General features: G+C 70.9%; 24 protein-coding genes. 12 read left to right on the forward strand and 12 right to left on the reverse strand.

The genetic code is table 11. The features are described from left to right. Window positions 1–2: 2 nt before the first annotated feature. The 3 genes from POF73_RS03025 to POF73_RS03035 form a co-directional block, all read right to left on the reverse strand. A complete protein-coding gene (locus POF73_RS03025; protein WP_272112911.1) occupies window positions 3–467 on the reverse strand; it encodes a thiol-disulfide oxidoreductase DCC family protein in 465 nt (154 codons plus the stop codon). A 109-nt stretch (window positions 468–576) separates the two neighbouring features. Further along, on the reverse strand, window positions 577–984 hold the full coding sequence (locus POF73_RS03030) for a hypothetical protein (RefSeq protein WP_272112818.1): 408 nt from the start codon (window positions 982–984) through the stop codon (window positions 577–579). A gap of 118 nt (window positions 985–1,102) precedes the next feature. Continuing rightward, a complete protein-coding gene (locus tag POF73_RS03035) occupies window positions 1,103–1,513 on the reverse strand; it encodes a VOC family protein (RefSeq protein WP_272112819.1) in 411 nt (136 codons plus the stop codon). A gap of 68 nt (window positions 1,514–1,581) precedes the next feature. On the opposite strand from POF73_RS03035, the gene POF73_RS03040 reads away from it, so the two are divergent. Next, window positions 1,582–1,974 (forward strand): hypothetical protein, encoded by a 393-nt coding sequence (locus POF73_RS03040; RefSeq protein WP_272112820.1) that lies wholly within the window; start codon window positions 1,582–1,584, stop codon window positions 1,972–1,974. Next, window positions 1,974–4,463: a DUF4132 domain-containing protein gene (locus POF73_RS03045; protein ID WP_272112821.1), complete on the forward strand. Its 2,490-nt coding sequence runs from the start codon at window positions 1,974–1,976 to the stop codon at window positions 4,461–4,463. Before POF73_RS03040 ends, POF73_RS03045 begins: the two co-directional genes overlap by 1 nt. Here the strand turns inward: POF73_RS03045 and POF73_RS03050 are convergent. From POF73_RS03050 to POF73_RS03075, 6 genes are all read right to left on the reverse strand, one after another. After that, window positions 4,458–5,225, reverse strand: coding sequence for a hypothetical protein (locus POF73_RS03050; protein WP_272112822.1), 768 nt, complete (start codon window positions 5,223–5,225; stop codon window positions 4,458–4,460). The two genes, POF73_RS03045 and POF73_RS03050, sit on opposite strands and share 6 nt — an antisense overlap. Window positions 5,226–5,379: 154 nt before the next feature. Further along, window positions 5,380–6,141, reverse strand: a complete 762-nt coding sequence (locus tag POF73_RS03055; RefSeq protein WP_272112823.1) for a succinate dehydrogenase iron-sulfur subunit — start codon at window positions 6,139–6,141, stop codon at window positions 5,380–5,382. After that, entirely contained in the window at window positions 6,141–7,895 is a 1,755-nt protein-coding gene (sdhA, locus tag POF73_RS03060) for a succinate dehydrogenase flavoprotein subunit (RefSeq protein WP_272112824.1), read from the reverse strand. The genes POF73_RS03055 and sdhA overlap by 1 nt, the downstream gene beginning before the upstream one ends. Before the next feature lie 22 nt (window positions 7,896–7,917). After that, complete coding sequence (locus tag POF73_RS03065; protein WP_272112826.1) at window positions 7,918–8,406, reverse strand: succinate dehydrogenase hydrophobic membrane anchor subunit; 489 nt, start codon at window positions 8,404–8,406, stop codon at window positions 7,918–7,920. Between the two features lie 5 nt (window positions 8,407–8,411). Next, a complete protein-coding gene (gene sdhC, locus POF73_RS03070) occupies window positions 8,412–8,792 on the reverse strand; it encodes a succinate dehydrogenase, cytochrome b556 subunit (protein ID WP_272112828.1) in 381 nt (126 codons plus the stop codon). A 188-nt stretch (window positions 8,793–8,980) separates the two neighbouring features. Next, window positions 8,981–9,556, reverse strand: a complete 576-nt coding sequence (locus tag POF73_RS03075) for a 2-oxo-4-hydroxy-4-carboxy-5-ureidoimidazoline decarboxylase (RefSeq protein WP_272112829.1) — start codon at window positions 9,554–9,556, stop codon at window positions 8,981–8,983. A gap of 231 nt (window positions 9,557–9,787) precedes the next feature. On the opposite strand from POF73_RS03075, the gene POF73_RS03080 reads away from it, so the two are divergent. The 3 genes from POF73_RS03080 (at window position 9,788) to POF73_RS03090 (ending at window position 12,708) form a co-directional block, all read left to right on the forward strand. After that, window positions 9,788–11,386, forward strand: coding sequence for a beta-N-acetylhexosaminidase (locus tag POF73_RS03080; protein WP_272112912.1), 1,599 nt, complete (start codon window positions 9,788–9,790; stop codon window positions 11,384–11,386). 89 nt (window positions 11,387–11,475) lie between these two features. Continuing rightward, window positions 11,476–11,979 (forward strand): hypothetical protein, encoded by a 504-nt coding sequence (locus tag POF73_RS03085; protein WP_272112830.1) that lies wholly within the window; start codon window positions 11,476–11,478, stop codon window positions 11,977–11,979. Window positions 11,980–12,096: 117 nt separating this feature from the next. Continuing rightward, the gene (locus POF73_RS03090) at window positions 12,097–12,708 is read left to right on the forward strand and encodes a hypothetical protein (RefSeq protein ID WP_272112831.1); all 612 of its coding nucleotides are present in this window, start codon (window positions 12,097–12,099) and stop codon (window positions 12,706–12,708) included. A gap of 22 nt (window positions 12,709–12,730) precedes the next feature. On the opposite strand, the gene POF73_RS03095 is transcribed toward POF73_RS03090, so the two are convergent. Further along, complete coding sequence (locus tag POF73_RS03095; RefSeq protein ID WP_334313574.1) at window positions 12,731–13,219, reverse strand: DUF1877 family protein; 489 nt, start codon at window positions 13,217–13,219, stop codon at window positions 12,731–12,733. 191 nt (window positions 13,220–13,410) lie between these two features. Here POF73_RS03095 and POF73_RS03100 point away from each other — a divergent pair, with 191 nt between their 5' ends. Further along, window positions 13,411–13,794: a hypothetical protein gene (locus POF73_RS03100; protein ID WP_272112833.1), complete on the forward strand. Its 384-nt coding sequence runs from the start codon at window positions 13,411–13,413 to the stop codon at window positions 13,792–13,794. 75 nt (window positions 13,795–13,869) lie between these two features. Here the strand turns inward: POF73_RS03100 and POF73_RS03105 are convergent, their stop codons facing one another. Together POF73_RS03105 and POF73_RS03110 are read right to left on the reverse strand one after the other, a co-directional pair. Further along, window positions 13,870–16,524 (reverse strand): FG-GAP-like repeat-containing protein, encoded by a 2,655-nt coding sequence (locus POF73_RS03105; protein ID WP_272112834.1) that lies wholly within the window; start codon window positions 16,522–16,524, stop codon window positions 13,870–13,872. Between the two features lie 228 nt (window positions 16,525–16,752). Further along, the gene (locus POF73_RS03110; RefSeq protein ID WP_272112835.1) at window positions 16,753–17,637 is read right to left on the reverse strand and encodes a septum formation family protein; all 885 of its coding nucleotides are present in this window, start codon (window positions 17,635–17,637) and stop codon (window positions 16,753–16,755) included. Between the two features lie 296 nt (window positions 17,638–17,933). Here POF73_RS03110 and POF73_RS03115 point away from each other — a divergent pair, with 296 nt between their 5' ends. From POF73_RS03115 to POF73_RS03140, 6 genes are all read left to right on the forward strand, one after another. Then, on the forward strand, window positions 17,934–18,365 hold the full coding sequence (locus POF73_RS03115; protein ID WP_272112913.1) for a hypothetical protein: 432 nt from the start codon (window positions 17,934–17,936) through the stop codon (window positions 18,363–18,365). Further along, on the forward strand, window positions 18,362–19,252 hold the full coding sequence (locus POF73_RS03120) for a hypothetical protein (protein ID WP_272112836.1): 891 nt from the start codon (window positions 18,362–18,364) through the stop codon (window positions 19,250–19,252). Before POF73_RS03115 ends, POF73_RS03120 begins: the two co-directional genes overlap by 4 nt. Window positions 19,253–19,370: 118 nt before the next feature. Then, entirely contained in the window at window positions 19,371–19,988 is a 618-nt protein-coding gene (locus tag POF73_RS03125) for an RNA polymerase sigma factor (RefSeq protein WP_272112837.1), read from the forward strand. 208 nt (window positions 19,989–20,196) lie between these two features. Beyond that, complete coding sequence (locus POF73_RS03130; protein WP_272112838.1) at window positions 20,197–21,111, forward strand: hypothetical protein; 915 nt, start codon at window positions 20,197–20,199, stop codon at window positions 21,109–21,111. A 373-nt stretch (window positions 21,112–21,484) separates the two neighbouring features. Beyond that, the gene (locus POF73_RS03135; RefSeq protein ID WP_272112839.1) at window positions 21,485–22,147 is read left to right on the forward strand and encodes an RNA polymerase sigma factor; all 663 of its coding nucleotides are present in this window, start codon (window positions 21,485–21,487) and stop codon (window positions 22,145–22,147) included. Continuing rightward, the gene (locus POF73_RS03140; RefSeq protein WP_272112840.1) at window positions 22,147–23,208 is read left to right on the forward strand and encodes a hypothetical protein; all 1,062 of its coding nucleotides are present in this window, start codon (window positions 22,147–22,149) and stop codon (window positions 23,206–23,208) included. The genes POF73_RS03135 and POF73_RS03140 overlap by 1 nt, the downstream gene beginning before the upstream one ends. The last annotated feature ends 148 nt before the right edge of the window (window positions 23,209–23,356 follow it).

A 23,356-nucleotide genomic window follows, 5' to 3' on the forward strand; every position in this document is an offset into this window, starting at 1 on the left:
GTTCAGGACGGATTGGGCCGGGTGGCGCAGGTACCGTCGTCGCAGTTGGGCGGGTAGTACGTCCAGCCCTGACTCGGGTCGTACGACCACCCCTCCGCGCGCCGGTAGCCCCGCCCGCCCCATTGCGTCCCGCCCTGCTGCGCCCCGCGCCACTTGGCGGCGGCGAGCACGGCACCCTTGGCGAGCCGTGCCCCGGCCGGGGTGCTGAGGCGATGCGCGAGTCCCCTGTGCTCGCGCAGCGCCCACAGCGTGACGACCCAGGCGGCGGTGCCCCGGTAGACCTGCCCCGCGTCGCCGACGACGGTGATGTCGTCGAGCGTGGCGCCGTGGTCGAGGTCGGGGTGGCGCCGCCGGGCCTCCTCGGACCCGGCCGGCACCATCTCCAGCGGCACCAACTGCGGCTGCTTCACGAGCCAGGCGCGCAGGAAGGTGCACAGGGAGCACTCGGCGTCGTAGAGGACGGTCAGCCGGCGGACCGGGGCGGCGGGCCCGGTGCTCCGGGCGTGCGGCCCGCCCGCCGCGAAGGTGCCGCCGTCCGCGAGCCCGCCTCCCGGCTCCGTCTTCCCGGCCACCGGGTCACGCCCCGGCCGACGGGGCGACCCAGTCCTGCGGGGCGACCGGGGGCACCTGCTCCCGCTCCAGCACGCCGCGCCGCCGGATCTTGTTGAGCACGTAGACGTTGCCCAGGTGCATCACGCCGAGCAGCAGCAGCACCACACCGAGCTTGGTCGACAGGGCCTCGAAGATGCCGCGTGTGTCGAGGACGGTGTCGTCGTCGCTCAGGTACAGGGCGACGAAGCCGAGGTTGACGAGGTAGAAGCCGACCACCAGAAGGTGGTTCACGGCGTCGGCGAGCTTTTCGTTGCCGCGCAGCACGTCGGCGAGGAAGATCCGGCCGTTGCGGCTGAGAGTGCGGGCGACCCAGATGGTCAGGCCGATGCTGACGACCAGGTAGATGACGTAGGCGATGACCGTGCGGTCCATGGCCTTCCCCCTTCTTGAACGCGTTCAAAACGCTGACAGGGAAAACTGTAGGGCCTGTCTTTGAACATGTTCAACTCAACGGGATGAGGCCTCTGTCACGTCCCCGCCGGGCGTGGCGTCACGGCCTGCGACCGAGCTCCGGCCGCTTGGAGTAGTCCGTGAACCCGACGACATTGCCCCAGGGGTCGGCGATCTCGACGGTCCAGCCGGTGGCCATGGAGATGGGCTCGTCGAGCGGCGCGACACCCGCCTCGGCCAACGCCCGCCCCGCCGCCCGCGCGTCCGGCACCTCCAGCCACAGCCGCGGGCACAGCCAGGGGGGCGACCGGTGGGCCAGCGTCTCCTCGTGCCGCAGCAGAATCCCGGGCATCTCGCCCCCGACCTTCAGTCCGGCGATCCCGGCCTCGTCCAGCCGGAACCCGACCGTGAACCCGGCCCGCTCGTAGAACCGGACGGCCTCGCCGAGGTCGCCGACCGGCAGCAGCACGTTGTCGAACCCGAGCAACTCGTACGACTCGTCATCTGACATGGCGTCAGAATAAGGGGATGATCGGCCGGAATGCGTGATTGTCAGTGCTGGCTCGTACTGTCGGCGTCATGGGAATCGTGAGGTTCGTCGACGAGACGACAAGCGGGAGCCGCAGCGACGGCTGGGGGCTGGAGATCGCCGAGGAGCGGCTCACCGTGCGCGAGTTGATCCGGCGCCGGGTGTTCCAGGAGGTCGCCGAGTACAACGCGCGTACGCCGGAGGTCTTCCAGGGCCTGGTGCAGCCGCAGGACGCCGAGCGCGTGCTGAACGGGTACGCGCTGCGCACCCCCCGCCGGATAGACCCCGAGACCCAGACCGAGCTCGCGCTCAAGGCCTTCGCGGGCAACGGCTTCCTCGTGCTCGTGGGAGACCGTCAGGTCACCGACCTCGACACTGAGATCGAGCTCGCGCTCGGCACCGAGATCACGTTTCTCAAGCTCGTACCGCTGGTGGGTGGCTGATGAACGACGCGACCCCCGAGTACACCCGGCTGGTCCGAGACGTCCTCCCCCTCGTCGCCGCCGAGGACGCCGAGCGGATCGTTCCCGAACTGCTCGCGCTCGCCGAGATGACCGGCGGCCGATGGGGTCCGCGGGGCCGCGAGGTCATCGACGCGATCGTGGCCGCGGACGCCGGGTTCCAGGCGCAGGTCGTGCACGGGCTCGCCGCCCGCTACCACGAGCTGGGGTACGACACGGCCCCGCGCGGCCGGCTCGTGCTTCTGGTCGCCGGTCTCCTGGCGGGACGGCCGAGTTCCGAGGAGCAGCCGGTCGACACCCGGTCCGCGCGGATCGCTCTGGTCGCGGAGCAGGAGGTGATGTGGGACACGGACGAGCTCGTCCGACTGGCCGAACTGGAGCTCGCCGACGGGCGGGAGCTGCCCGCCGGCTTCGTCGCCGTGGCCCGCCGCTCGTGCCTGACGTTGTGGCAGGGCAAGAAGCGTCTGGGCGCACTGGTCGCGAAGCTGGACGGCCCCGCCGTGAACCCGGGCGAGGCATGGTCCGACCAGGCCCTCGCCGACGCGGCCGAGCTCGGTGCCGACTGGCGCCGGCTGCTCGCCCACGCGGCCACCGCCACGACCACGCGCCCGGCCGCGAAGTGGGACAAGGCCGGCCACGCGCTGATCGAGCCCCTCGGCGCCGACGAGGTGCGGGAGCGGCTGCTGTCCTGGTTGCGCCTGGTGGGCCGGCCACGCACCCGCCCGCTGCTCGGCCTGACTTACGGGCCGGATTCCAACGCTGTCTTCGACCCGTACAACGCCGATGCCCTGCGCGGCCTGACCTGGCTGCTCGCCCTCCTCCCCGCGCACCCCGAGACCGCCCGCACCCTGGGCTCCCTCGTCGAGACGTCGTTGCGCAAGGTCGCGGGCCTCGGACCGGTGAACCCCAAGGTCGCCAACGCGGCGGTCAACGCCCTGGCCCGTATCGACGGCGAGGCGGCCCTCGCCGAACTCGCCCGTCTGGCCACCCGCGTCACCTTCAAGGGCACCCTCAAGCTCCTCAACGCCGGCCTGGACGCCCGCGCGCAGGCGCTGGGCCTCGGCCGCGAGGAGGTGGAGGAAATGGCCGTGCCGGCCTACGGCCTGACCGAGGTGGGCCGCGCGGAGCACCGGCTCGGCGAGGTCACGGCACTGCTGGAAGTACGGGGCCCCAAGGCCGTGCTGAGCTGGCGAAACGCGCAGGGCAAGGCGGTCAAGAGCGTCCCCGCCGCCGTACGACGCGACCACGCCGACGAGCTCAGGGAGCTGAAGGCGGCGGTCAAGGACCTCGACAAGATGCTCTCGGCACAGAGCGAACGCCTGGACCGCCAGTTCCTGGCCCGCCGCACCTGGCCGTACGCCGCGTGGCGCGAGCGCTACCTGGACCACCCGCTGGTCGGCACCCTGGCCCGGCGTCTGCTGTGGACGGTCGACGGTACGACGGTCGGGTACGCGGACGGTGAGCTGCGGACGCTGGCCGACACGCCGGTGACCGAGGGCACGTGGGTCGCGCTCTGGCACCCCGTAGGCCATGAACCCGCCGAGATCGTCGCCTGGCGGGACTGGCTGGAGCGGCACGGCATCACCCAGCCCTTCAAGCAGGCCCACCGCGAGGTGTACCTGCTCACGGACGCCGAGCGCGCGACGGGGACGTACTCCAACCGCTTCGCCGCGCATGTCCTGCGCCAGCACCAGTTCCACTCCCTGGCCGCGATCCGGGGCTGGCACAACAAGCTGCGCCTGGCCGTGGACGACGAGGCGCCGCCCGCCGTCCGGGAGCTGCCGCAGTGGGGTCTGCGTGCCGAGTACTGGATCGCCGGCGACGGGGGCGAGCACTACGAGGACATCACCGAGTCCGGCAGCTTCCTGCGGCTGCGCACCGACCAGGTCCGCTTCTACCCCCTCGACGCCCCGCGGAACTCGGCGCACTGCTGCGGCGGCGAGTACCACATGTGGCTGCGCGACGGCACGGACCCGGTCGACCCGCTGCCGTTGTCCGACGTCCCGCCCCTGGTCCTCTCCGAAGTCCTGCGCGACGTGGACCTGTTCGTCGGCGTGGCGAGCGTCGGCAACGACCCGACCTGGCAGGACGGCGGCCCCGACGGCCGCTTCCGCGAGTACTGGACGTCGTACGGCTTCGGTGACCTCAACCAGAGCGCGCAGACCCGTAGGGCCCTTCTCGAACGCCTGATACCGCGGCTGGCGATCGCCGACCGCTGCACCATCGAGGGCCGGTTCCTGCACGTGAAGGGCGAACGCCACACGTACAAGATCCACCTCGGCTCGGGCAACATCCTCATGACCCCGAACGACCAGTACCTGTGCATCGTCCCCAAGTCCAGCCCGGCCGCCCCGCAGACGGGTTACCTGCCCTACGAGGGCGACCGGATGCTGGCGGTGATCCTGAGCAAGGCGATGATGCTGGCCGACGACACGAAGATCACGGATCCGACGATCCTGAGCCAGCTATGAGCAGGACACTCGCCGTGTGCTCACCGCGATGTCGTCCATCCGGATGTCGTACGACGACGGCGTCGGGTCGGCCTGGTACAGCTGCCAGCCCAGCTTCAGCTTGTCGAAGGTCGGGAAGGTGAACGGGTCCGACGTGCCGCCGTGCTGGTTCGTGGAGACGGTCAGATCAGGCTGCTCGACGCCGTCGAAGTAGACCGTGACGCGGTTGTCGGCGGCGTCCAGGTGGAACTCCGCGCAACTCCACCTGCCGGCCTCGGCCGGTGCGGAGGTCTTCCAGGACGTCCAGTCACCCGTGGGGCCGAGGTCGGAGCCGACGCCCCAGAAGTTGCCCTTGTCGGTGGGGGCGTACTGGCCGCCCAGAGGGCGCACGAGGGTCGGGGAGTCCGAGCCGGACGCCTCGGCGAGGGTCCAGTGCGCCCAGTCGGGGGCGGTGGGGAAGGCGTCGACACGCAGGCGCAGCCGGGCCCAGTAGCTGTTCCCGGGTGTGGTGAGGCCGGGGAAGACGAGGAAGGCCCGGCCGTTGCCCTCGGTGTGGAGGCGGAGTTCGCGGCCCGTGGCGTTGGCGGCGACGGTCAGGGTGCCGTCGGAGGTGTCGGTGGTCCAGCCGGGGCCCTCCGTCACCGGGCCCAGGGGGAGGCGGTCGAAGTTCTCCCTGGCGAGGATCCCGTAGGGGGCGGGGGCCGCCGAGGCGGTGGGGGGTATCGCGAGCAGTACGGCTGTCGTGGCCGACAGGACCGCGGCCGCTCTTCTCAGGAGTGCCATGAGCGGAGTCTGACTTGAACTCTCAACTACCTCAACTGCCTTTCAGGCCACAGGCGTTGACATGGCGGTGAGGTGGGGTGAGACAGCGAGGGCCCCGTTTCCCGGTTACGCATCCGGGAAACGGGGCCACATCACCGTAGAAGGAGAACAGCGCTCAGAAGCGGCGCGTGATCAGCGCCTTCTTGACCTCGGCGATCGCCTTGGTGACCTCGATACCGCGCGGGCAGGCGTCCGTGCAGTTGAAGGTCGTGCGGCAGCGCCAGACGCCGTCCTTGTCGTTGAGGATCTCCAGACGCTGCTCGCCCGCCTCGTCACGCGAGTCGAAGATGAAGCGGTGCGCGTTGACGATGGCGGCCGGGCCGAAGTACTGGCCGTCGTTCCAGAAGACCGGGCAGGACGACGTGCACGCCGCGCAGAGGATGCACTTCGTGGTGTCGTCGAAGCGCTCGCGGTCCTCGGCCGTCTGGAAACGCTCGCGCGTCGGCTCGTTCGTGTCCTTCGTGATGAGGAAGGGCATGACGTCGCGGTACGCCTGGAAGAACGGCTCCATGTCGACCACGAGGTCCTTCAGGACCGTGAGGCCCTTGATGGGCTCGACCGTGATCGGCTTCTCGGGGTTGATGTCCTTGATCAGCGTCTTGCACGCGAGGCGGTTCTTGCCGTTGATCCGCATCGCGTCGGAGCCGCAGATGCCGTGGGCGCACGAGCGACGGAAGGTCAGCGTGCCGTCCAGGTCCCACTTGATCTTGTGGAGGCCGTCGAGGACGCGCTCCTTGGGGTCGATCTCCAGCTGGAAGTCTTCCCAGACCGCCTCGGCCGAGACCTCCGGGTTGAAGCGGCGGACCCGGAAGGTGACCGTGATGTACGGGGACGCGGCGGACTCGGCCTCCACCTTGTCCAGAACAGGGGTTGCCATCAGTACTTACGCTCCATCGGCTGGTAGCGGGTCTGGACGACCGGCTTGTAGTCGAGACGGACGGACTCGGTGCCGTCGTCGCCCACCTCGCGGTACGCCATGGTGTGGCGCATGAAGTTGACGTCGTCGCGGTTCGGGTAGTCCTCGCGGTAGTGACCGCCGCGCGACTCCTTGCGGGCCAGGGCGGACACGGCCATGACCTCGGCCAGGTCGAGCAGGTTGCCCAGCTCGATGGCCTCCAGCAGGTCGGTGTTGAACCGCTTGCCCTTGTCCTGGATCGAGACGTTCTTGTAGCGCTCGCGCAGCTCCGCGATCTTCTCGACCGCCGTCTTGATGGTCTGCTCCGTGCGGAACACCATGACGTTGGCGTCCATGGTCTCCTGGAGCTCCTTGCGGAGCGTCGCCACCCGCTCGGTGCCCGTCGACGTGCGCAGGTTCTCGACCTGGTCGATCACCAGCTGCGCCGGGTCCTCGGGCAGCTCGACGAACTCCGCCTTCTGGCTGTACTCGGCGGCGGCGATACCCGCACGGCGGCCGAACACGTTGATGTCCAGGAGGGAGTTCGTGCCCAGACGGTTGGCGCCGTGCACCGACACACACGCGACCTCGCCGGCCGCGTACAGGCCCGGGACGACCGTGGTGTTGTCGAGAAGGACCTCACCCTCGACGTTCGTCGGGATGCCGCCCATGGCGTAGTGCGCGGTGGGCTGGATCGGGATCGGGTCCGTGTAGGGCTCGATACCGAGGTACGTCCGCGCGAACTCCGTGATGTCCGGGAGCTTGGCGTCCAGCTGCTCCGGCGGGAGATGCGTGAGGTCGAGGTAGACGTGGTCGCCCTCGGGACCGCAGCCGCGGCCCTCGCGGATCTCCGTGTAGATGGAGCGCGAGACGACGTCACGGGACGCGAGGTCCTTCATGACCGGCGCGTACTTCTCCATGAAGCGCTCGCCGTCCTTGTTGCGGAGGATGCCGCCCTCACCACGGGCGCCCTCCGTCAGCAGGATGCCCATGCGCCAGATGCCGGTCGGGTGGAACTGGAAGAACTCCATGTCCTCCAGCGGCAGCCCGCGACGGTAGACGGCGGCCTGGCCGTCACCGGTCAGGGTGTGCGCGTTCGACGTCACCTTGAAGAACTTGCCGCAGCCGCCGGACGCGTAGATCACGGCCTTCGCCTGGAAGACGTGGATCTCGCCGGTCGCCAGCTCGTACGCCACGACACCGGCCGACCTCTTGACGCCGTCGACCTCGGTGATCAGCTGGTCCAGGACGTAGAACTCGTTGAAGAACTCCACACCCTCCTTGACGCAGTTCTGGTACAGCGTCTGGAGGATCATGTGGCCGGTGCGGTCCGCGGCGTAGCAGGATCGGCGGACCGGGGCCTCGCCGTGGTTACGGCTGTGACCGCCGAAGCGGCGCTGGTCGATGGTGCCGTTCGGGGTGCGGTTGAACGGCAGGCCCATCTTCTCCAGGTCGAGGACCGAGTCGATGGCCTCCTTCGCCAGGATCTCGGCGGCGTCCTGGTCGACCAGGTAGTCACCGCCCTTGACCGTGTCGAAGGTGTGCCACTCCCAGTTGTCCTCCTCCACGTTGGCCAGCGCGGCGGCCATGCCGCCCTGCGCGGCGCCCGTGTGGGAGCGGGTGGGGTACAGCTTGGTCAGCACCGCGGTGCGGCTGCGCTTCGTGGACTCGATGGCCGCGCGCATGCCCGCGCCACCGGCGCCGACGATGACGGTGTCGTACTTGTGGATCTTCATGGTGGTTGCCTCAGCCCCGTGCCTAGCGGATGTTCGGGTCGAAGGTGAAGATCACCAGCGTGCCCAGCAGGATGGTGAACACCGTGGCGGTGTAGAGCAGGCCCTTCAGCCACAGCCGGGTGTTCGCGCGCTCCGCGTAGTCGTTGATGACCGTGCGCAGGCCGTTGGCGCCGTGCAGCATGGCGAGCCACAGCATCAGCAGGTCCCAGACCTGCCAGAACGGGGACGCCCAGCGGCCGGCCACGAAGGCGAAGCCGATCTTGGACACGCCGCCGTCCAGCACCAGCTGGATCAGCAGGTGGCCGAGGACCAGGACGACCAGCACGACGCCGGACAGGCGCATGAACAGCCAGGCGGCCATCTCGAAGTTGCCCCGGGTGGACCTCGGGGTCTTCTTGGTGCGCTTGCGCGGGGCCTCGATGTAGGGGGCCGGGTTGTCGACGTTGTAGAGCTCGGCGCCCTCGACGGGGCCGATCCCGGACACGTCGGCGGTCTTCTCGGTGGTGGACATGCGCGTCAGCTCCCGAACAGTTCACGAGCGGCGTGGCCGAGCACGGGGTAGATCGCCCCGAGCATCAGGACCAGCCAGAGGCCGACTACGGACCAGAGCATCTGCTTCTGGTAGCGCGGGCCCTTCGACCAGAAGTCGACGGCGATGACGCGCAGGCCGTTGAGCGCGTGGAAGAGGATGGCGGCGACTAGGCCGTACTCCAGCAGCGCGACGACGGGCGTCTTGTACGTGGCTACGACCTTGTCGTAGTCCTCGGGGGAGACACGGACGAGGGCGGTGTCCAGCACGTGAACGAACAGGAAGAAGAAAATGAGGACGCCGGTGACTCGATGAGCCACCCAGGACCACATTCCTTCCCGGCCGCGGTACAGCGTTCCAGCCGGCACGGAAGTTCCTCCGGGAGCGGGGATTGGGGCCGCGCCGGCTTGTGCTGTCGGTCGGGCCCGGCCGGGTACGGTCCACCGGCCCTCAGCATCGTATCCACGTGTTGCTGCGCGGCTTAGCGGGGGGCTGGGTATGTGATCAAAGTGGCACGCGGATGGGGTATTGGCGGCTAATGGGGTGAGGCGTCCTGTTATTCGCCGGCTGCCGGTTCGTTGTGGCTGGTCGCGCCGTTCCCCGCGCCCCTGAGGGCGTTCACCAGACGCCCCTTTGCCAGGCGCCGGAGTTCCTCGGCTGCCACCACCCGCTCCTCCTCCGGATCGTTCGTCAAACGTGACCGGATGCCCGCCAGTACGTGGTCCAGGGCCTCGTTCGGTGCCAGGCCGTCCAGGCAGATGACGAACGCATGGCCGAACTTCGCCTCGTACGCGGCATTCGCGGCGCTCATCGCCGTATGTGCCGCCCCGTACACACCCTCCGGCAGCGCCGGCAACGTTTCTCCTGCCAGTGCCTCCGCAAGATCCCCCGGAGCCAGGTCGTACGCCGCCTCGTCGGAAGCCGCCAAGAGGGAGTCGACGTCGGGATACGGGCGATGGCTCGCGAGGCGATCCGCCCAGCGAGGGCTGTGCAGGCAGGTGAGGAGAGTCTGGCGGACCTCTTCGGTGGGGGCGGTGTTGAAGGACTCCAGGGCCGTCGGGGACGGTGGAGTGCGGGTCTGCTCGGGGAGCGACGGTATGGCGACTCGGCCAGGAAGGTATGTGGGCGTCACGTGGGTTTCGGCAGAGGATTTTGGGAAAGGAGTGGTGCTCACGTTATCGAGAGTGGACGTGACGTGTCCGACGGATGCCCGAATTTCAGTCGAACGGGAGAGTTTCGGAACGTGTGGTGGACGCCTCAAAGCGGACGCAGGGCCTAGGTTGGCGCCGTGAGCCAGCACAAGCACAGGCGCCGGTCACCGGCGAAGAGGGCGCTGACGCAGTCGTGGGTGCTGATCGTCGCGATGGTCGTCGTGACGGTCGCGGCCGGGGTGAGCCTCGGGCTCCTGGCCACCGGCGGCGACGGAGGATCGGGCCGTTCGGAGCAGGGGCGCACGGCGCCGGGCACCTCCCAGTCCGCTTCGTCCGCCGCGCCGAAGGAGCCGGCCGCGCCGACTCCGTCACCCACCCGGTCGTATCCGCTCTCCAAGGCTCCCCGGACGATCCCCGCCGTGAGTTCCCACACCGCCGCGCGTGGCCCCGGCTGGCGTCCCGCGCGCGGGGAGCGTGTCGTCGTCAGCGACTCGAAGCTCGCCGACGAGGGGCGGCTCATCGCCGGTGAGCTGGGGCTGACGTACGCCGGTGAGAAGGAGGACGTGCGCGCCGGGGACGTGCGGCTGGCGCTGAGCGGTGGCAAGGGCGCGGGCCCGGAGTCGTACACGATGACCGTGCGCGACGGGCGTGTCGCCATCAGCGGGCCGGGTGAGGCGGGCGTCTTCTACGGGACCCGGACGCTGAAGCAGGAGGTGCACGGCGGGGGTACGGCGCCGGAGGGCGTCGTGCGGGACGCGCCGGCCAAGCCGGTGCGCGGGTTCATGCTCGACATCGCCCGCAAGCACTTCACCGCGGACTGGATCGAGGACCGGGTGCGGGAGCTGGGCGACCTGAAGTTCAACCAGTTGGGCCTGCACTTCTCCGACGACCAGGGCTTCCGGATCGAGTCCGCCTCGCATCCCGAGATCGTGTCCCAGCAGCACCTCACCAAGGCCCAGGTCAGGAAGATCGTGCAGCTGGCGGCCGCCCGGCACATCACCGTCGTGCCCGAGATCGACTCGCCGGGGCATCTGGGTGCCGTCATCGCCGCGCACCCCGACCTGCAGCTGCGCAACGTCTCGGGGGTCGCCACGCGCGGTGCCATCGACATCTCCAAGGGCGAGTCCGCCCGGATCGTCGACGATCTGCTGAACGAGTACGCCGACCTGTTCCCCGGCGGCCAGTGGCACCTCGGCGGCGACGAGTACCAGGCGCTGGTCGTGTCCAACCCCCAGGCGTCCTACCCGCAGCTCGCCGCCGCCGCACGGAAGGCGTACGGCTCCGGCGGCACCGTCGCCGACCTCACGACCGGGTGGCTCAACGACCGCGCCGCCACCGTCCGCGCCCACGGCCGCACGGTGCGGGCGTGGAACGACGGGTTCTTCCGGGACACCTCCGTCCAGCCGGACAAGCGGCTCCAGGTGGCGTACTGGACCGGCAAGGAGATCGGCGCACGGAAGCCGTTGGAGTATCTGCGTGCCGGGCGCAAGGTCATCAACTACAACGACGAGTTCCTCTACTACGTGCTGGGGCAGCCGCAGACCTTCGTCTATCCGACGGGCGAGCGGATCTACCGGCAGTGGACGCCGCGGGTGGTGCGGGGCACGGTGGCCGTGCCGAGCAGCTACGACGGCCAGATCCTGGGCGGGTCCTTCGCGGTCTGGTGCGATCTGGCGAACTCGCAGACCCAGGCCCAGGTCGCCGCCGGAATCCGGATGCCGCTGCGGGCGACGGTGCAGAAACTGTGGGACTCCGGACGCCCGGAACTGTCCTGGGCCCAGTTCAGGGCACTCGCCGACCGGCTCGGCTGAGGCTGTGGATTGCCCCATACGGCTGCGGGCCTCCGTACGACTGTGGTGTATTCGGCCCGAGCCGAACCGAACAGCCAGGGGGAACCGGGATGGGCTACTGGGGGTACTTCGTCGTGGGCCGCGGGGAGCGGCCGCTGACGGAGCTGGACGCGCTGGCGGGCGCCGAGGGCATGGCCCTGCGTGACGAGGCGCCGGGCGGCTGGCAGGTCTGGGAGTACCCGAGCAGCGGCGGTGACATCGGGAGCATGAACGCACTGGCCCAGGAGACCGGGGCGCCCGCGCTCTTCGGGTACGTCATGGACAGCGACTGCGTCGTCGTGGAGGCGGCGGCGCCGGAGAGCGGGGCGTGGACGACCTGTCTGGCGCGGGCCGCGATGGCCGGGTACCTCGCCGCCGGGGACGGGGGCCTCACGCTGGAGGACTACTTCCTCGAACCCGGTGACGCCGCCGAACGGGCCGTCGCCTGGGCCGCCGAGGCCGGGCACGAGGTGAACGCCGGGTCGCTCGTCGACGTACTCACCGCTGATGCGGACCCTTTGGCCGAAAACATCTTCTTCCGGCTGCTCGACCGGCTCGGCGTCGTGCCCCTGTGACACTCACGGGCCGTCGCACGCAGTAAGGGGAGGTGTGGCCTCGGTAAGGGAAGGGGCCTGCCAGGGGCCTGTGCGGGGACCCCGACCCTCAAAGATCACCCGCTTAGGGAGGCGTGGATGAGCCTGGTGGAACTGATCGCTCAGGCCGACGAACGCGGACTGGCCACCAGCGGGTTGGCTTGTTTGGATCGGTGTGTGCCCTTGCTGGGCGGCGACGACGAGGTGTTGCGGCCGCTGTGGGCCAACCTCGCGACCGGCGGGGACCCCGCCGCCTGGGGCGGGCTGCTGGAGCAGGTGCGCGCCAAGCTGGGCATCGCCGAGGTGGTGGACGACGAGGACCTGGAGGACGAGGCCGCGCTGCTCGCCCGGCGGATGCTGGCCGCCGCCCCGGCCGTACGGTCCGCCGCCGAGGCGCGGATATGGGCCGACGCCTGCTCGGTCGCCTCGCTGCAGATACACCGGCTGCTCGACCCGGCCAAGGAGGACGCGTCCTCGGGCGGCGCGCTTCCCCAGGCGCTCAACTCCGTGCGCGCGAGCGGGGCGCCCGTCGTGGGCCGTGCGGAGGGCATGTCGCCGCTCGTCGCCGCCGAACTTCGCCGCCAGGTCAGCGTGCTGGAGATCCTCGCCGGGCACGGCGCGGGCGGGTTGCGCCGGGCGCTGGAGGTGTCGACCGAGGGGCGCCGGGTGCTGCGGGCCGTGGTGTCACGGCGGGCCCGGGGGAAGGGCTGACGCCCTGATCCTGCCGTCCCCGTCAGATCATCAGCCACTTCACCACCGCATCCCCGTACTGCGCCGTCTGCGCGTAGAAGGCGGTCAGGTCGCGGTGGGTCGCCGCGAACAGGCCGCGTGCCTCGGGCTCCACGTCCGACGTGCGGTACGGCCGCAGCAGATGCACACGCGTGTGCCGCCACAGGTCGTCGAAGTCGGCCGTTCTGAGGAACTCGGCGACCCCGGTCACCTGGGCCGCGGTGAGCAGCATGAACGGGGGCAGGGCCGGGTCGGAGTGGAACACCGGTCGGCCGCCGAGGACCACCTGGGTGCGCGGGCCTTCCGACGCGTGGTTCGGGGGGATGCCGCAGTAGAGGAGTTCGACGTCGCCGTAGAGCTTGTCGAGCACCTCCTCGCGATGGCGGCCTATCCGATCCCGCACGGTGTCCCAGTCGTCCTCGAAGAGGCGCTGGAACCAGGTGGCGCTGTTGCGCAGTGCCGAGGGCGGCACCGCCCGGAGATGGAAGTACATGCTCATCAGTGACTGGAGCGCACGGGAGCGGTGAATCGTCACCCTCGTGTCAACTTGGACTTGCGCGTAAACCTGGTTCCTGGGGGAGTCCTGTGCCGGTCGTGAGGGTGGCGTGGGGCGGTCCTGCACCGGTCCTGGAAAGCCCCCGGATCCGGGTGACGAAATGACGTTCGGCCACGCTCTTCCTGGATGTGACGACTCAGCAGGAGACCAGGCCCACAGCCGCCGCCAAGCCGGTGCGGTGGGCGGCGGACGCGGTGGCGGTGATGCGCGAGGGAGCGCGGCTGCGGCTCGACTACTCGGCGCAGAGCCTGTGGCGGGTCGACCGGATGATCGAGAACCTGCGCGGCGAGGGAACGCCGTACGCCGCCGTGGAGAGCACACTGCGCGGTCTCGGCGCGTACGCCGGTGAGGTGATCGTCCGTCAGACCGGCGCCGAGTGGTGGGCGACGGGCGGCGACCACTGGATCCGTACGCCGGACGGCCGGATGTGGGACCCGATCGACGAGGCGCGCCGGTGTTTCGCGGGCGACGGGTCGCTGCGGCTGCTGTGCCGGGACGCGACGCGGTCGTAGCCGACCGGTGTGGACATGACTCGGCCGGGACCCGTGAATGGGCGGGGTCCCGGCCGGGTCAGGTGGATCGGACGGTTACGGCGTCAGCGTCTGGCCCAGGTGGCCGTCCGTCGGGGTGCCCAGGGCGGTCTTGCTGTAGATGACCGCCTGGGAGTAGCCGAGGCCCGTGCTGTTGCTCGGGAGGTACAGCAGGATGCCGTCCGTGCCGTCCTCGCCCTCGGCGCCGAGCGTCAGGTCCGCGCGGCCGTAGCCCGACAGGTCGCTCAGCGAGACCGATGAGCCGAACAGGTCGCCGGTCTCCGCGGTGCCGGGGACGCCGGACGTCTCCTGCGACAGGCGGATCGAGCCGGTGCCGGTCAGGCCGGTCGACGTGCCCTTGACCAGCAGTACGTCACCCGCGTCGGACTGGTTGACACCGCCGCGCGGGAAGTCCTCGCCGGGGACGCCGGTGAGGGCGTCGGCGAAGCCGTCGGCGTTGTAGTCGCCGACCGAGACGGAGGCGCCGAACAGGTCACCGGACTCGTTGCCGCCCGCGACGTTCGCGCTGTCCTGGTGGATGGTGGTCATGCCGGTCGTGGTGAAGCCCGTCGACGTGCCCGGGACCATGGTGATCTGGCCGCCCGAGAGGCCGCCCGACTCCGCCGCGACCGGCTGGCCGATGACGATGTCGTCGTAGCCGTTGCCGTTGACGTCGCCCGCGGCGATGGAGCGGCCGCCCTTGACGGAGAGCACGCCCGCCTTGGTGAGGCCGGTCGCCGAGCCCGCGAAACGGATCACGCGGGAGATGCCGCCCGTGTCGCGGTAGTTGAGGGCGACGTCCGCGTAGCCGTCCCGGTTGAAGTCGCCGGTCGCGGCGTCCAGGTAGGCGACGGAGCCGGTGGCCGTGGTCAGTGTGCCCGTCGCCGTCGCGCCGCCGGTGAGCCGCGCGTTCCAGTTGCCGCCCTTGCCGGTGCCGGCCGCGAACACGTCCGCCTTGCCGTCGCCGTTGAAGTCGCCGACCGCGACCGTCGAGCCGAGCTTGGCGCCGGCCGCCGTGACGCTGCCCGACGTGGTGTACGAGAAGCCGGTGTTCAGCGCCGGGCCGTACATGACCGTGACCTGGCCCCGGTCCGCGTGGCCGCTGGTGTCGTCCTCGCCGGGCGCGCCGATCGCGAGGTCGGCGTAGCCGTCGCCGTTGACGTCGCCCCAGGCGGTCGCGGCGCCGAAGCTGTCGCCGGACTCGTGGGAGCCGGGGACACCGGGGCTGTTCTGGGTGAGGGTGCGCTTCGAGGCGGGGACCGGGCCGTCGAGGCCGCCCGGGACGACGGTGACGGCGCCGCCGTTGCTCAGCGCGCGGGGCGTGCCGGCGACCAGGTCGGTGATGCCGTCACGGTCGAAGTCCGAGGTGGCCAGGGCGTGCGAGATACCCGGGGTCTTGGCGACCTGGGCGATCCGGCTGAGCCTGGAGTAGAGGTTGGCGCCGGGGCAGGCCGTGGTGTTGGTGTCCCGGTGGCCGAGGACGCGGGGCAGCGTGACCGACGTGCCCTTCGGGATCTTGTTGCCGCTGTAGCCCTGGTCGACGCCGGACGTCAGGGTCACCTTGCCGGTCGGGTCGATGCCGTACATGCCGAACTTCCAGGCCACGATCCGCGCGATGGCGTCCAGGCCGGCGCGGCTGGGCGTGGCCGACTCGTAGTTGCCGATGTACGAGATGCCGACCGTGTCGGTGTTGAACCCGGCGTCGTGCGCGCCGATCACCGGCAGGTCCGTGCCGCCGCTGCGGCCCTCGAAGATCTGGCCGCACCTGTCGACGACGAAGTTGTAGCCGATGTCGAAGTAGCCGCGGGAGAAATGTTCCTGCTGGATGGTGCGCATCCGGGCCCGGGACTCGCCGCAGGACAGGGTGTTGTCGCTGTCGACACCGGTGTGGTGCACGACGGCGGCCTTGATCTCGGTGCCGTACTCGGGAGTGCCGTCGTAGTCCGTGGACGCGCCCCACTCGGCCTGCGTGATGACCGGCGGCTTGACGACCGTCGAGGGCCGGGGCGCCGGGACCGTGGAGGTCGGGCTCGGGGAGGCGGTCGGGGAGGCGGACTCGGTGGGCGTGCCGGTCGGCGTCGGGGTGTCCGTGGGCGCCGGGGGGTCGGTCGGTGTGGCCGTGTCGGTCGGCAGAACCGTTTCCGTCGGTGTGACCGTCTCCGTCGGCGTGACCGGGTCGGTCGGCGTCGGGTTCTCCGTGGCCGGCGCGGTGGTCTCCTCCGCCTCGAAGGCGGCCGGGCGGATCGCGCTCGCGCCCTCCGGGTCCGTGCCGGGGTCGAGCAGCTTGACGTCCATGCCGGCCGGCTGGCCGCCCACCTCGGTGCCGTCCGCGTTCACGACGCGCACCTCGATGCCGTCGGAGTCGCCGGTCCACACCGACTCCGTACCGCCGCGCAGGGCCGCCCGTTCGCCCTCCGCGCCGTCGGCCTGGCTCGGCTCGGCCGTGACCTGCTGCCAGCCCGACCACTTGCCGGTCTCGATGTCCCGGGTGCGTACCTCGGGCGTGCCCTTGGCCGTCGCCTCGGGGTCGTTCCAGGTCAGCGCCACCGCGCTGAACCGTTCGGTGTCCTGCCTGGCCAGGCCCTTGCGGCCGGAGCCGCGGTCCTTGAGCTTGAGCGTGTGCACCGACGGCTCGCGGCTCTCGCCCTTGGCGTCGGCCGGCGCGGACGGATCCGCCATGGCGTACGTCACGACGCCCGCCCCGCTCAGCACGACGGCGCCCACCGTCAGCCAAGCACGTCTCTTCAGACTGAGCGGTTTGTACGCATGGGTCCTACGAGGACTCAACTGTCCCACCCCTGGTAAATGGTCACGGTCGCATCACCTGTCACACAGGTGGCATCTACAGACAGCGCACAACTTGCAGAAACCGTCACCGATTCACAACAAGCGGCGGGGCCGCGCCCTCGACGGACGCGGCCCCGCGGGCGGAGACGGGTGTCAGCTCGCCCAGACCTCGGCCTCGTCGGCCGGGACCGTGGTGGCCAGGCCCAGCTCCTTGCGGGCGGCGACCGTCTTGTTCGGGTCGATGCCGGTGAAGGCGGCGTCGTAGGCGATGTAGAACGCGTCGGCGTCGGCGGCGTCGGCGGCCGTCTTCCAGTGCGCGGCCGTCTTCGTCAGCGACGCGCGGAGCTTGGCGACCTCCGCGCCCTTGACGTCCTTGAGGCCCTTGAGGTGGGCGTCGAGGGCCGCCGCGACGGCCTTGGCCTGCGCCTTGTAGCCGGGCAGGTCGTCCTCGACGGTGTCCTTCTCGGACTGGTTCGCCCACAGGGCGTCGTAGACAGCGTTCGAACCGTTCAGGAACGTGGTCTGCTCGGGCTTGAGGGAGCCGGGCTTCAACGAGCCGGTGATCGTGCCCGATTCCTTGGTGTAGGTGCAGCTCACGGCGCGGTCACCGGTCGCCCAGCTCTCCTTGGTCGGGGTGTAGTAGAAGACCGCGACCCCCTTGGGGAGCGCCCAGGTGTCCGGGGCGAACTTCCCCGCCTCGACCGGGCAGCGCTTGTCGGCGATCGCCGAGACGCCGTCGTCGCCGGGGTACGTCTTCACCTCGTCGACCGAGAACTCGCCGACGACCTGGGCCTCGTGGGCCTCCTCGCAGGGCACGACCTCGACGGCGACCGCCTCGCCCTCGGCCGCCCCGTTCGGGTTGTAGCAGTCCCCGATGTCCAGCGAGAACACCGACCGCTGGCGGGCCACCTTCTTCGCGCCGTCCTTGGCGCTGTCGACGGCATCCGAGATGTCCGAGCACCCCACGGCGCCGACCGCGAGCAGGGCGACGACGGCGGATATGCCGCCAAGGGGGCGGAATGGACTGCGGATAGACATGACGTGTACATCCTCTTATGAGAATTTTACGAGGGGTGGCGGGCGCATCGTATGCCACCCCTGAGACCCACCTCGTGCTCGGTTCTGACTCGTCGGGACCGGTGATGGTTGTACGTGACCGTCTGTGTCGCGGACGCGCGAGCCATCCAAAGGTTGTACGGATCCTGTGACTTCGCTGTGTGCGAATGAACACGTGCGCCACCCGTGATGTTCATGCGGTGACGCCCGCTTGATCAGCGGGAGGACCAGAAGAGGGCCTTCCGCCGATCGAGACAAGGGGTGGGGGTCCCATGAGCATGAGGACAGTGGACGAACGCACGCCGTGCGCCCGGGAGATGCGCCGCTGCGCGGCGACCTTCGTCACCCGTGCCACCGCCCGCAGCCGGCTGCCGCTGGACTACTCGGTGGCCAGCCTGCGCATCGTCGACTTCCTGATCGACGGACTGCGCAAGGGCGGCGCCGACCGGGAGCGGGCCCAGGAGCCGCTGCTCGGCCTCGGGGCCTACGTCGGTGAGGTGCTCGTACGTCGCGCCGGGGCGGTGTGGGTGGACCTCGACCCCGACCAGTGCGCCTACTTCGGCCAGCGGGTCGGGGTGCGCATGCCGGACGGACGGGCCTGGAACCCGCTCGGCAAGGTCCACAACCGGTTCGAACTCGGCGGCCCCGGCGAGTCGCTGCAGACCTTCTACCTGACCCTGCACGGCCGGGCCCGGAGAGCCGTCGCATGAGCGGACGCCTCGCCGTGACGGCCCTGCTCCCGGTCTCCCTTCTCGTCTCCGCCGCACTCACGGGCTGCGCGGCGGACGACACGCGGCCCGCCGATCCGGCTCGCCGGGCCGCCGCCGAGAGCTCCACCGGAACCACCGCCGCGCCCTCCACCGAGACCTCCGCCGAGCCGGCGAAGCCGTCGACCGCCGCGGACTACCTCGCACTGGCAGAGAAGGCGATGGCCGCGCAGAAGGGATGGCGGTTCGCCGTGCGGGGCGGCGAGGACCTGGTCCTCCAGGGCCGGACCAGCGGCGCGACCTACTCCGCGACCGTGCGCCGCACGACCGGCGAGCCGTGGGCGCTGCACTCGACCGGCCGCATCCGCACCAGCAAGGGCGTGACCAGGTCCGAGGCGGTCTACGTCGTCGACGGCGTCGGTCACGTCAAGGAGGGCGACGCCGGCTGGCGGCACGGGCCTGTGACCGACCCGGAGATCGCGGCCAAGGTCGAGGACCCCCTGGCCGCCCTCGACGCCTTCGAGGACTACGGCGACGCGGTCTCCCACAGCGCCTCCGGGCGGCGGATCGAGCTGCGCGTCCGTACGGCGTCCGCCGCGCTGCCCGCCGTACGGGACCAGGGTGTCGTGCGCAAGGCGCTGCGCGAACTCGCCCCGACCCTGAAGCAGTTGCGCGCGGCCGGGGTCACGGCACCTCAGAGCGCGATCACCGTGGAGCGCGCCGAGGAGACGCTCGTCCTCGACTCCTCGACGTACCGGGTCGTCTCGCACACCTTCCGGTGCGTCCTGCGCATCCCGAGCGGGACGGGGAGCATCCGCTACGGCCAGGAGGTGACCGAGCGGACCTCGGGGCCGTACACGGGAGCCGTCGTGCTGCCGGAGGGGCTGTGACACGCGCCCTGTGACACTTCTGTGAAGCCGGGCGCTGAAGTGCGTGGAGGGACGTCGACAGGATGGGCGTACCGCAAGGTGCGGATTCGTCACGAACCGGTACGGACGAGGACAGTTCTTGGGCCAGGGAGGAGAACCCCGCCGCGTGCGCGCGCACGACGGGGAATTGGGCGCGGCCGTCGCGCGGGCCCAGGAAGGTGACGAGACCGCCTTCGCCGTCGCGTACCGGCTGGTGCAGCCGGGACTGCTCGGGTACCTGCGCGGGCTGGTCGGGGACGACGCGGAGGACGTGGCGTCGGACGCCTGGCTGGAGATCTCCCGGGACCTCGGCCGGTTCAAGGGTGACGGAGCCGGGTTCCGGGGCTGGAGCGCGACCATCGCCCGGCACCGGGCGCTGGACCATCTGCGCAGGCAGAAGGTACGGCCTCGCTCGTCGGCGCTGGAGCAGGACGTGCTGGAGCTGCCCGGCCCGCACAGCACGCACGACCAGGCCCTGGAGTCGATCTCCACGGAACGGGCCCTGGACCTGGTCGGCGGGCTGCCGCGGGATCAGGCCGAGGCGGTGCTGCTCCGGGTCGTCGTCGGACTCGACGCGCCCACCGCGGCACGCGTCCTGGGCAAGCGCCCGGGTGCGGTGCGGACGGCCGCGTACCGCGGTCTGAAGCGCCTGGCGAAGCAGCTGGGCGTCGCAAGTGTGACGGATGACGGCCCCCGGACGCTGGGGGAATCGAAATGAACAGTGAGGGCGACGGCGTCGGCCAGTGCGACGCATCGGCGTCTCGGTGACACGAGACGGCGTGCGATGAGTCGTACAGGCCGTGTCGGACGTACTGGCTCTACGAGCACGTGTGTCCACAGTTGTCACACAGGTCGCGTAGATCACATACGACACGTGCGTTACGCAACCCCCATACGAATCAGGTCGGACAGGAACGGAAACGGACATGGGTGAACAGCAGAGCGGCGGTGGGTCCCCCGGCCGTCGGCGCGTGCACCCTGACGGCGTGGCCTTCGGCACCGGGCCCGGCAACCAGGCCGGTCACACCGCCGACCGCGCGTCCGCCCCGGCCGTGGTGTTCGACGACGCCGCGCTGGAGGCGCTGCTCTTCGCAGCCGTGCTCCGCGGGTACCGCGTGGACAGCGAGGGCGAGCAGCGCGCCGTGGCCGCGTTCCGGGCCGCCCGGGACGCCGGGGTCCACCGGGCGCGCACCCGGCGCCGGGACGACTGGCGGCCCCGGAATCGGCGGCGGCTGGCGCTGTCGCTGAAGACCACTCTCTCCCTGTTCGCCGCGAGCCTCACGCTCGGCGGCGTGGCCTTCGCGGCGATCGGCTCGTCCGATTCGTCGGACAACCCCGCCGACGACAAGGGCAGGCCCACCCCGTCGGCCACCGGCCCCGACCGGCCGGCCACCGGGCCCTCCTCCGCGACGTCCGGCAGGGCCTCCGGCAGGGACGGCCACCCGGCCACCGCCCAGGACACCGAGGCCAGATGCCGCGCCTACGACCAGGTCAAGGGCAGCGGCCAGGCCCTGGACGCGACGGCCTGGCAGCGGCTCACCGCCGCGGCGGGCGGCGCGGACAAGGTGGCCGCGTACTGCGCCGAGCAGCTGGCGGCGGCGAAGAGCAGGCCGACCAGGCAGGCCGACGGGAGCAGTGCCACCACGGGCAACGGCGCCACGGGGGGCGGCAGCACCGGCAACGGCGACACAGGGAACGGCAGCACGGGCAACGACGCCACCGGCAGCGGCCAGGAGGCGGGCGGCGGAGACAAGGCGTCCGGCGGGAGCGCCGGGAGTACCGGGAGCGCCGGGGGTGCCGAGAGCACCGAGAGTGCTGAGAAGTCCGGGAAGAAGAACTGACCGACCGCCTCGGGGCTGCCCCGGGTCGATCACGCGTACCCACATGCCATGTCGATCACGGATACCCACATGCCGTGCGGCGCGATTCCGCGCGCCGAGGCAACGGCCGGGGCCGCCACCCCCCACAGGAGAGGCCCCGGCCGTCGCGCGGCACGGGCCGCGCGGCGGCCCGTACTCTCTACAGCGCCATGACTGCGTTTTCTGTCACACCTGGGCGCGCACTTCGCGGATTCCCAGGTAGTTGCATGTTGTACGGACATGGACGAGCAGCGCTTTCAGGCCGTAACGTGCCTTTCGCGCCGGACGCGGAGGCTGTAAGACCACCGCAACGACCTGCGGTCTTGGCACCGCAACCATCAATTGAGGTAATCCAGTGCTGGGGGACGACGCGGAGTTGACTGCCGCGGTGCTTGCGGCACAGGACGGAGACGAGACCGCGTTCCGGACTGTGTACCGCTCCGTGCACCCGCGGTTGCTCGGGTACGTGCGGACGCTGGTCGGCGATCCCGACGCCGAGGACGTCGCGTCGGAGGCATGGCTGCAGATAGCGCGTGACCTGGAGCGGTTCAGCGGGGACGCGGACCGCTTCCGCGGCTGGGCCGCCCGAATAGCCCGCAACCGCGCGCTGGACCACATACGCATGCGCGGCCGCCGCCCCGCGATCGGCGGCGACGAGACGGAGCTGACCGGCAAGGCCGCCGAGTCCGACACCGCGGGCGAGGCCATGGAGGCCCTCGCCACCGACGGCACCCTCTCCCTCATCGCACGGCTGCCGCAGGACCAGGCCGAGGCCGTCGTCCTGCGCGTGGTCGTGGGCCTCGACGCCAAGACGGCCGCGGAGACCCTCGGCAAACGGCCGGGTGCCGTACGGACCGCCGCGCACCGCGGCCTGAAGCGGCTCGCCGAGCTGCTCGGCGACGATCCGGAATCGGCCGGGGTCCTCGACGCCCTGCCTCCCCAGCGAGCACCCCGCGACCGTGCGGTGACGTCCGCGAGTGTGACGCATCTGCGTTCGCGGACGCAGAAGGATGTGTGATGGCCGACGAGCAGTACAGGTGGCTGGACCGCGAAACGGCGGAGCGCTTGCTGAGCGGAGAGTCACTCGAAGCTGTCGGGGCGGCCCATCGCGACGAGGCCGAACAGCTCGCCAAAACGCTTGAGGCGCTGACCGCCGAACCCGCGCCGAGCAGCGCCGAACTCCCCGGAGAAGCGGCCGCGTTGGCGGCGTTCCGTGCCGCGCGCGCGAACCATGACGACGTTGCCACTACAGCCGGTCACCGCTCCGGCTCGCCCGCCTTGGATGCCGCCGATGTCGGGCTCGTCCGGATCGGCGCCCCCGGGCGTGCCGCCCGTCGCCCCCGCTGGGGCCGTCCCCTGCGGCTGGGTCTCGCCGCCGCGCTGGCCGTCGGCATGGTCGGCGGGGTCGCGGTCGCGGCCGGAACCGGAGTTCTGCGGACGCCGTTCGGCGGAGACGAGCCGGGCCGTCCCGCCGGTACCGCCTCGGCGGCCGTACCGCCCGACCGGCCCCTCCTCTCGCCCACGCCGGAGATCGGCAGGCGGGACGTGCCCACGCCCGACGGCACCGACAAGGCGCCCACCGGCCCCGGCAGCAGCCAGGACGCGGCGCCCGGCGGCGAGGCGAAGGACCGCGGAGCCGCCGGCGAGGACCAGGACGGGCCGTCCGTCGGCTGGCGGAAGGCCGTCCCGGCCTGCCGTGACGTACGCGACGGCAAGGATCTGTCCCGCGACCGCCGGCGCGCCCTGGAGAGCGCGGCGGGCAGCTCCGCACGCGTGTGGAAGTACTGCAAGGGCGTCCTGACCGGCGCTGGTGAGAGCACCCGGGCCCAGGGCGGCCAGGATCAGGGTCAGGACGACGAGCAGGGCAAGGGCAAGGGCGACGACGACCAGGACGACGGCAAGGGCCGGGGCAAGGGCAGCGACGACGGCCGGGTGATCGGCAAGGGGCTCAAGGGCATCGGCATCGGCCACCACACGGTCCGCGCCGCCAGGACCCCGTCGACCGGGCCCCGCCTCCTGCCGGGCCACGTCCAGCTGCGTACGCCCCTGGTGCCGAAGCCGTCGTACAGCGCGCTCTGAGCGGGGCATCCCGCGGACGTCGTCGTGGCTCGGTGCAGCGGGTCGGGTTGACGGGCCGACGCGGTCATTCTCGTAACAAGCCTCTGACCTGCGGTTTTGTAACTCGTTGAAAAATCTTCGCATCGGGAGTGACGTTTTCGGCTCCACC

This window comes from Streptomyces sp. HD, from assembly GCF_028369295.1.
In the GTDB taxonomy this organism is placed as follows: domain Bacteria; phylum Actinomycetota; class Actinomycetes; order Streptomycetales; family Streptomycetaceae; genus Streptomyces.

Coding starts and splice junctions, on each gene's coding strand:
- POF73_RS03110 (WP_272112835.1), bottom strand. CDS start 17,637: ATGTCTATCCGCAGTCCATTCCGCCCCCTTGGCGGCATATCCGCCGTC.
- POF73_RS03065 (WP_272112826.1), bottom strand. CDS start 8,406: ATGTCCACCACCGAGAAGACCGCCGACGTGTCCGGGATCGGCCCCGTC.
- POF73_RS03085 (WP_272112830.1), top strand. CDS start 11,476: ATGGGCTACTGGGGGTACTTCGTCGTGGGCCGCGGGGAGCGGCCGCTG.
- POF73_RS03115 (WP_272112913.1), top strand. CDS start 17,934: ATGAGGACAGTGGACGAACGCACGCCGTGCGCCCGGGAGATGCGCCGC.
- POF73_RS03040 (WP_272112820.1), top strand. CDS start 1,582: ATGGGAATCGTGAGGTTCGTCGACGAGACGACAAGCGGGAGCCGCAGC.
- POF73_RS03050 (WP_272112822.1), bottom strand. CDS start 5,225: ATGGCACTCCTGAGAAGAGCGGCCGCGGTCCTGTCGGCCACGACAGCC.
- sdhA (WP_272112824.1), bottom strand. CDS start 7,895: ATGAAGATCCACAAGTACGACACCGTCATCGTCGGCGCCGGTGGCGCG.
- POF73_RS03030 (WP_272112818.1), bottom strand. CDS start 984: ATGGACCGCACGGTCATCGCCTACGTCATCTACCTGGTCGTCAGCATC.
- POF73_RS03120 (WP_272112836.1), top strand. CDS start 18,362: ATGAGCGGACGCCTCGCCGTGACGGCCCTGCTCCCGGTCTCCCTTCTC.
- POF73_RS03095 (WP_334313574.1), bottom strand. CDS start 13,219: ATGTACTTCCATCTCCGGGCGGTGCCGCCCTCGGCACTGCGCAACAGC.
- POF73_RS03080 (WP_272112912.1), top strand. CDS start 9,788: ATGGTCGTCGTGACGGTCGCGGCCGGGGTGAGCCTCGGGCTCCTGGCC.
- POF73_RS03090 (WP_272112831.1), top strand. CDS start 12,097: ATGAGCCTGGTGGAACTGATCGCTCAGGCCGACGAACGCGGACTGGCC.
- POF73_RS03045 (WP_272112821.1), top strand. CDS start 1,974: ATGAACGACGCGACCCCCGAGTACACCCGGCTGGTCCGAGACGTCCTC.
- POF73_RS03035 (WP_272112819.1), bottom strand. CDS start 1,513: ATGTCAGATGACGAGTCGTACGAGTTGCTCGGGTTCGACAACGTGCTG.
- POF73_RS03130 (WP_272112838.1), top strand. CDS start 20,197: ATGGGTGAACAGCAGAGCGGCGGTGGGTCCCCCGGCCGTCGGCGCGTG.
- POF73_RS03055 (WP_272112823.1), bottom strand. CDS start 6,141: ATGGCAACCCCTGTTCTGGACAAGGTGGAGGCCGAGTCCGCCGCGTCC.
- POF73_RS03140 (WP_272112840.1), top strand. CDS start 22,147: ATGGCCGACGAGCAGTACAGGTGGCTGGACCGCGAAACGGCGGAGCGC.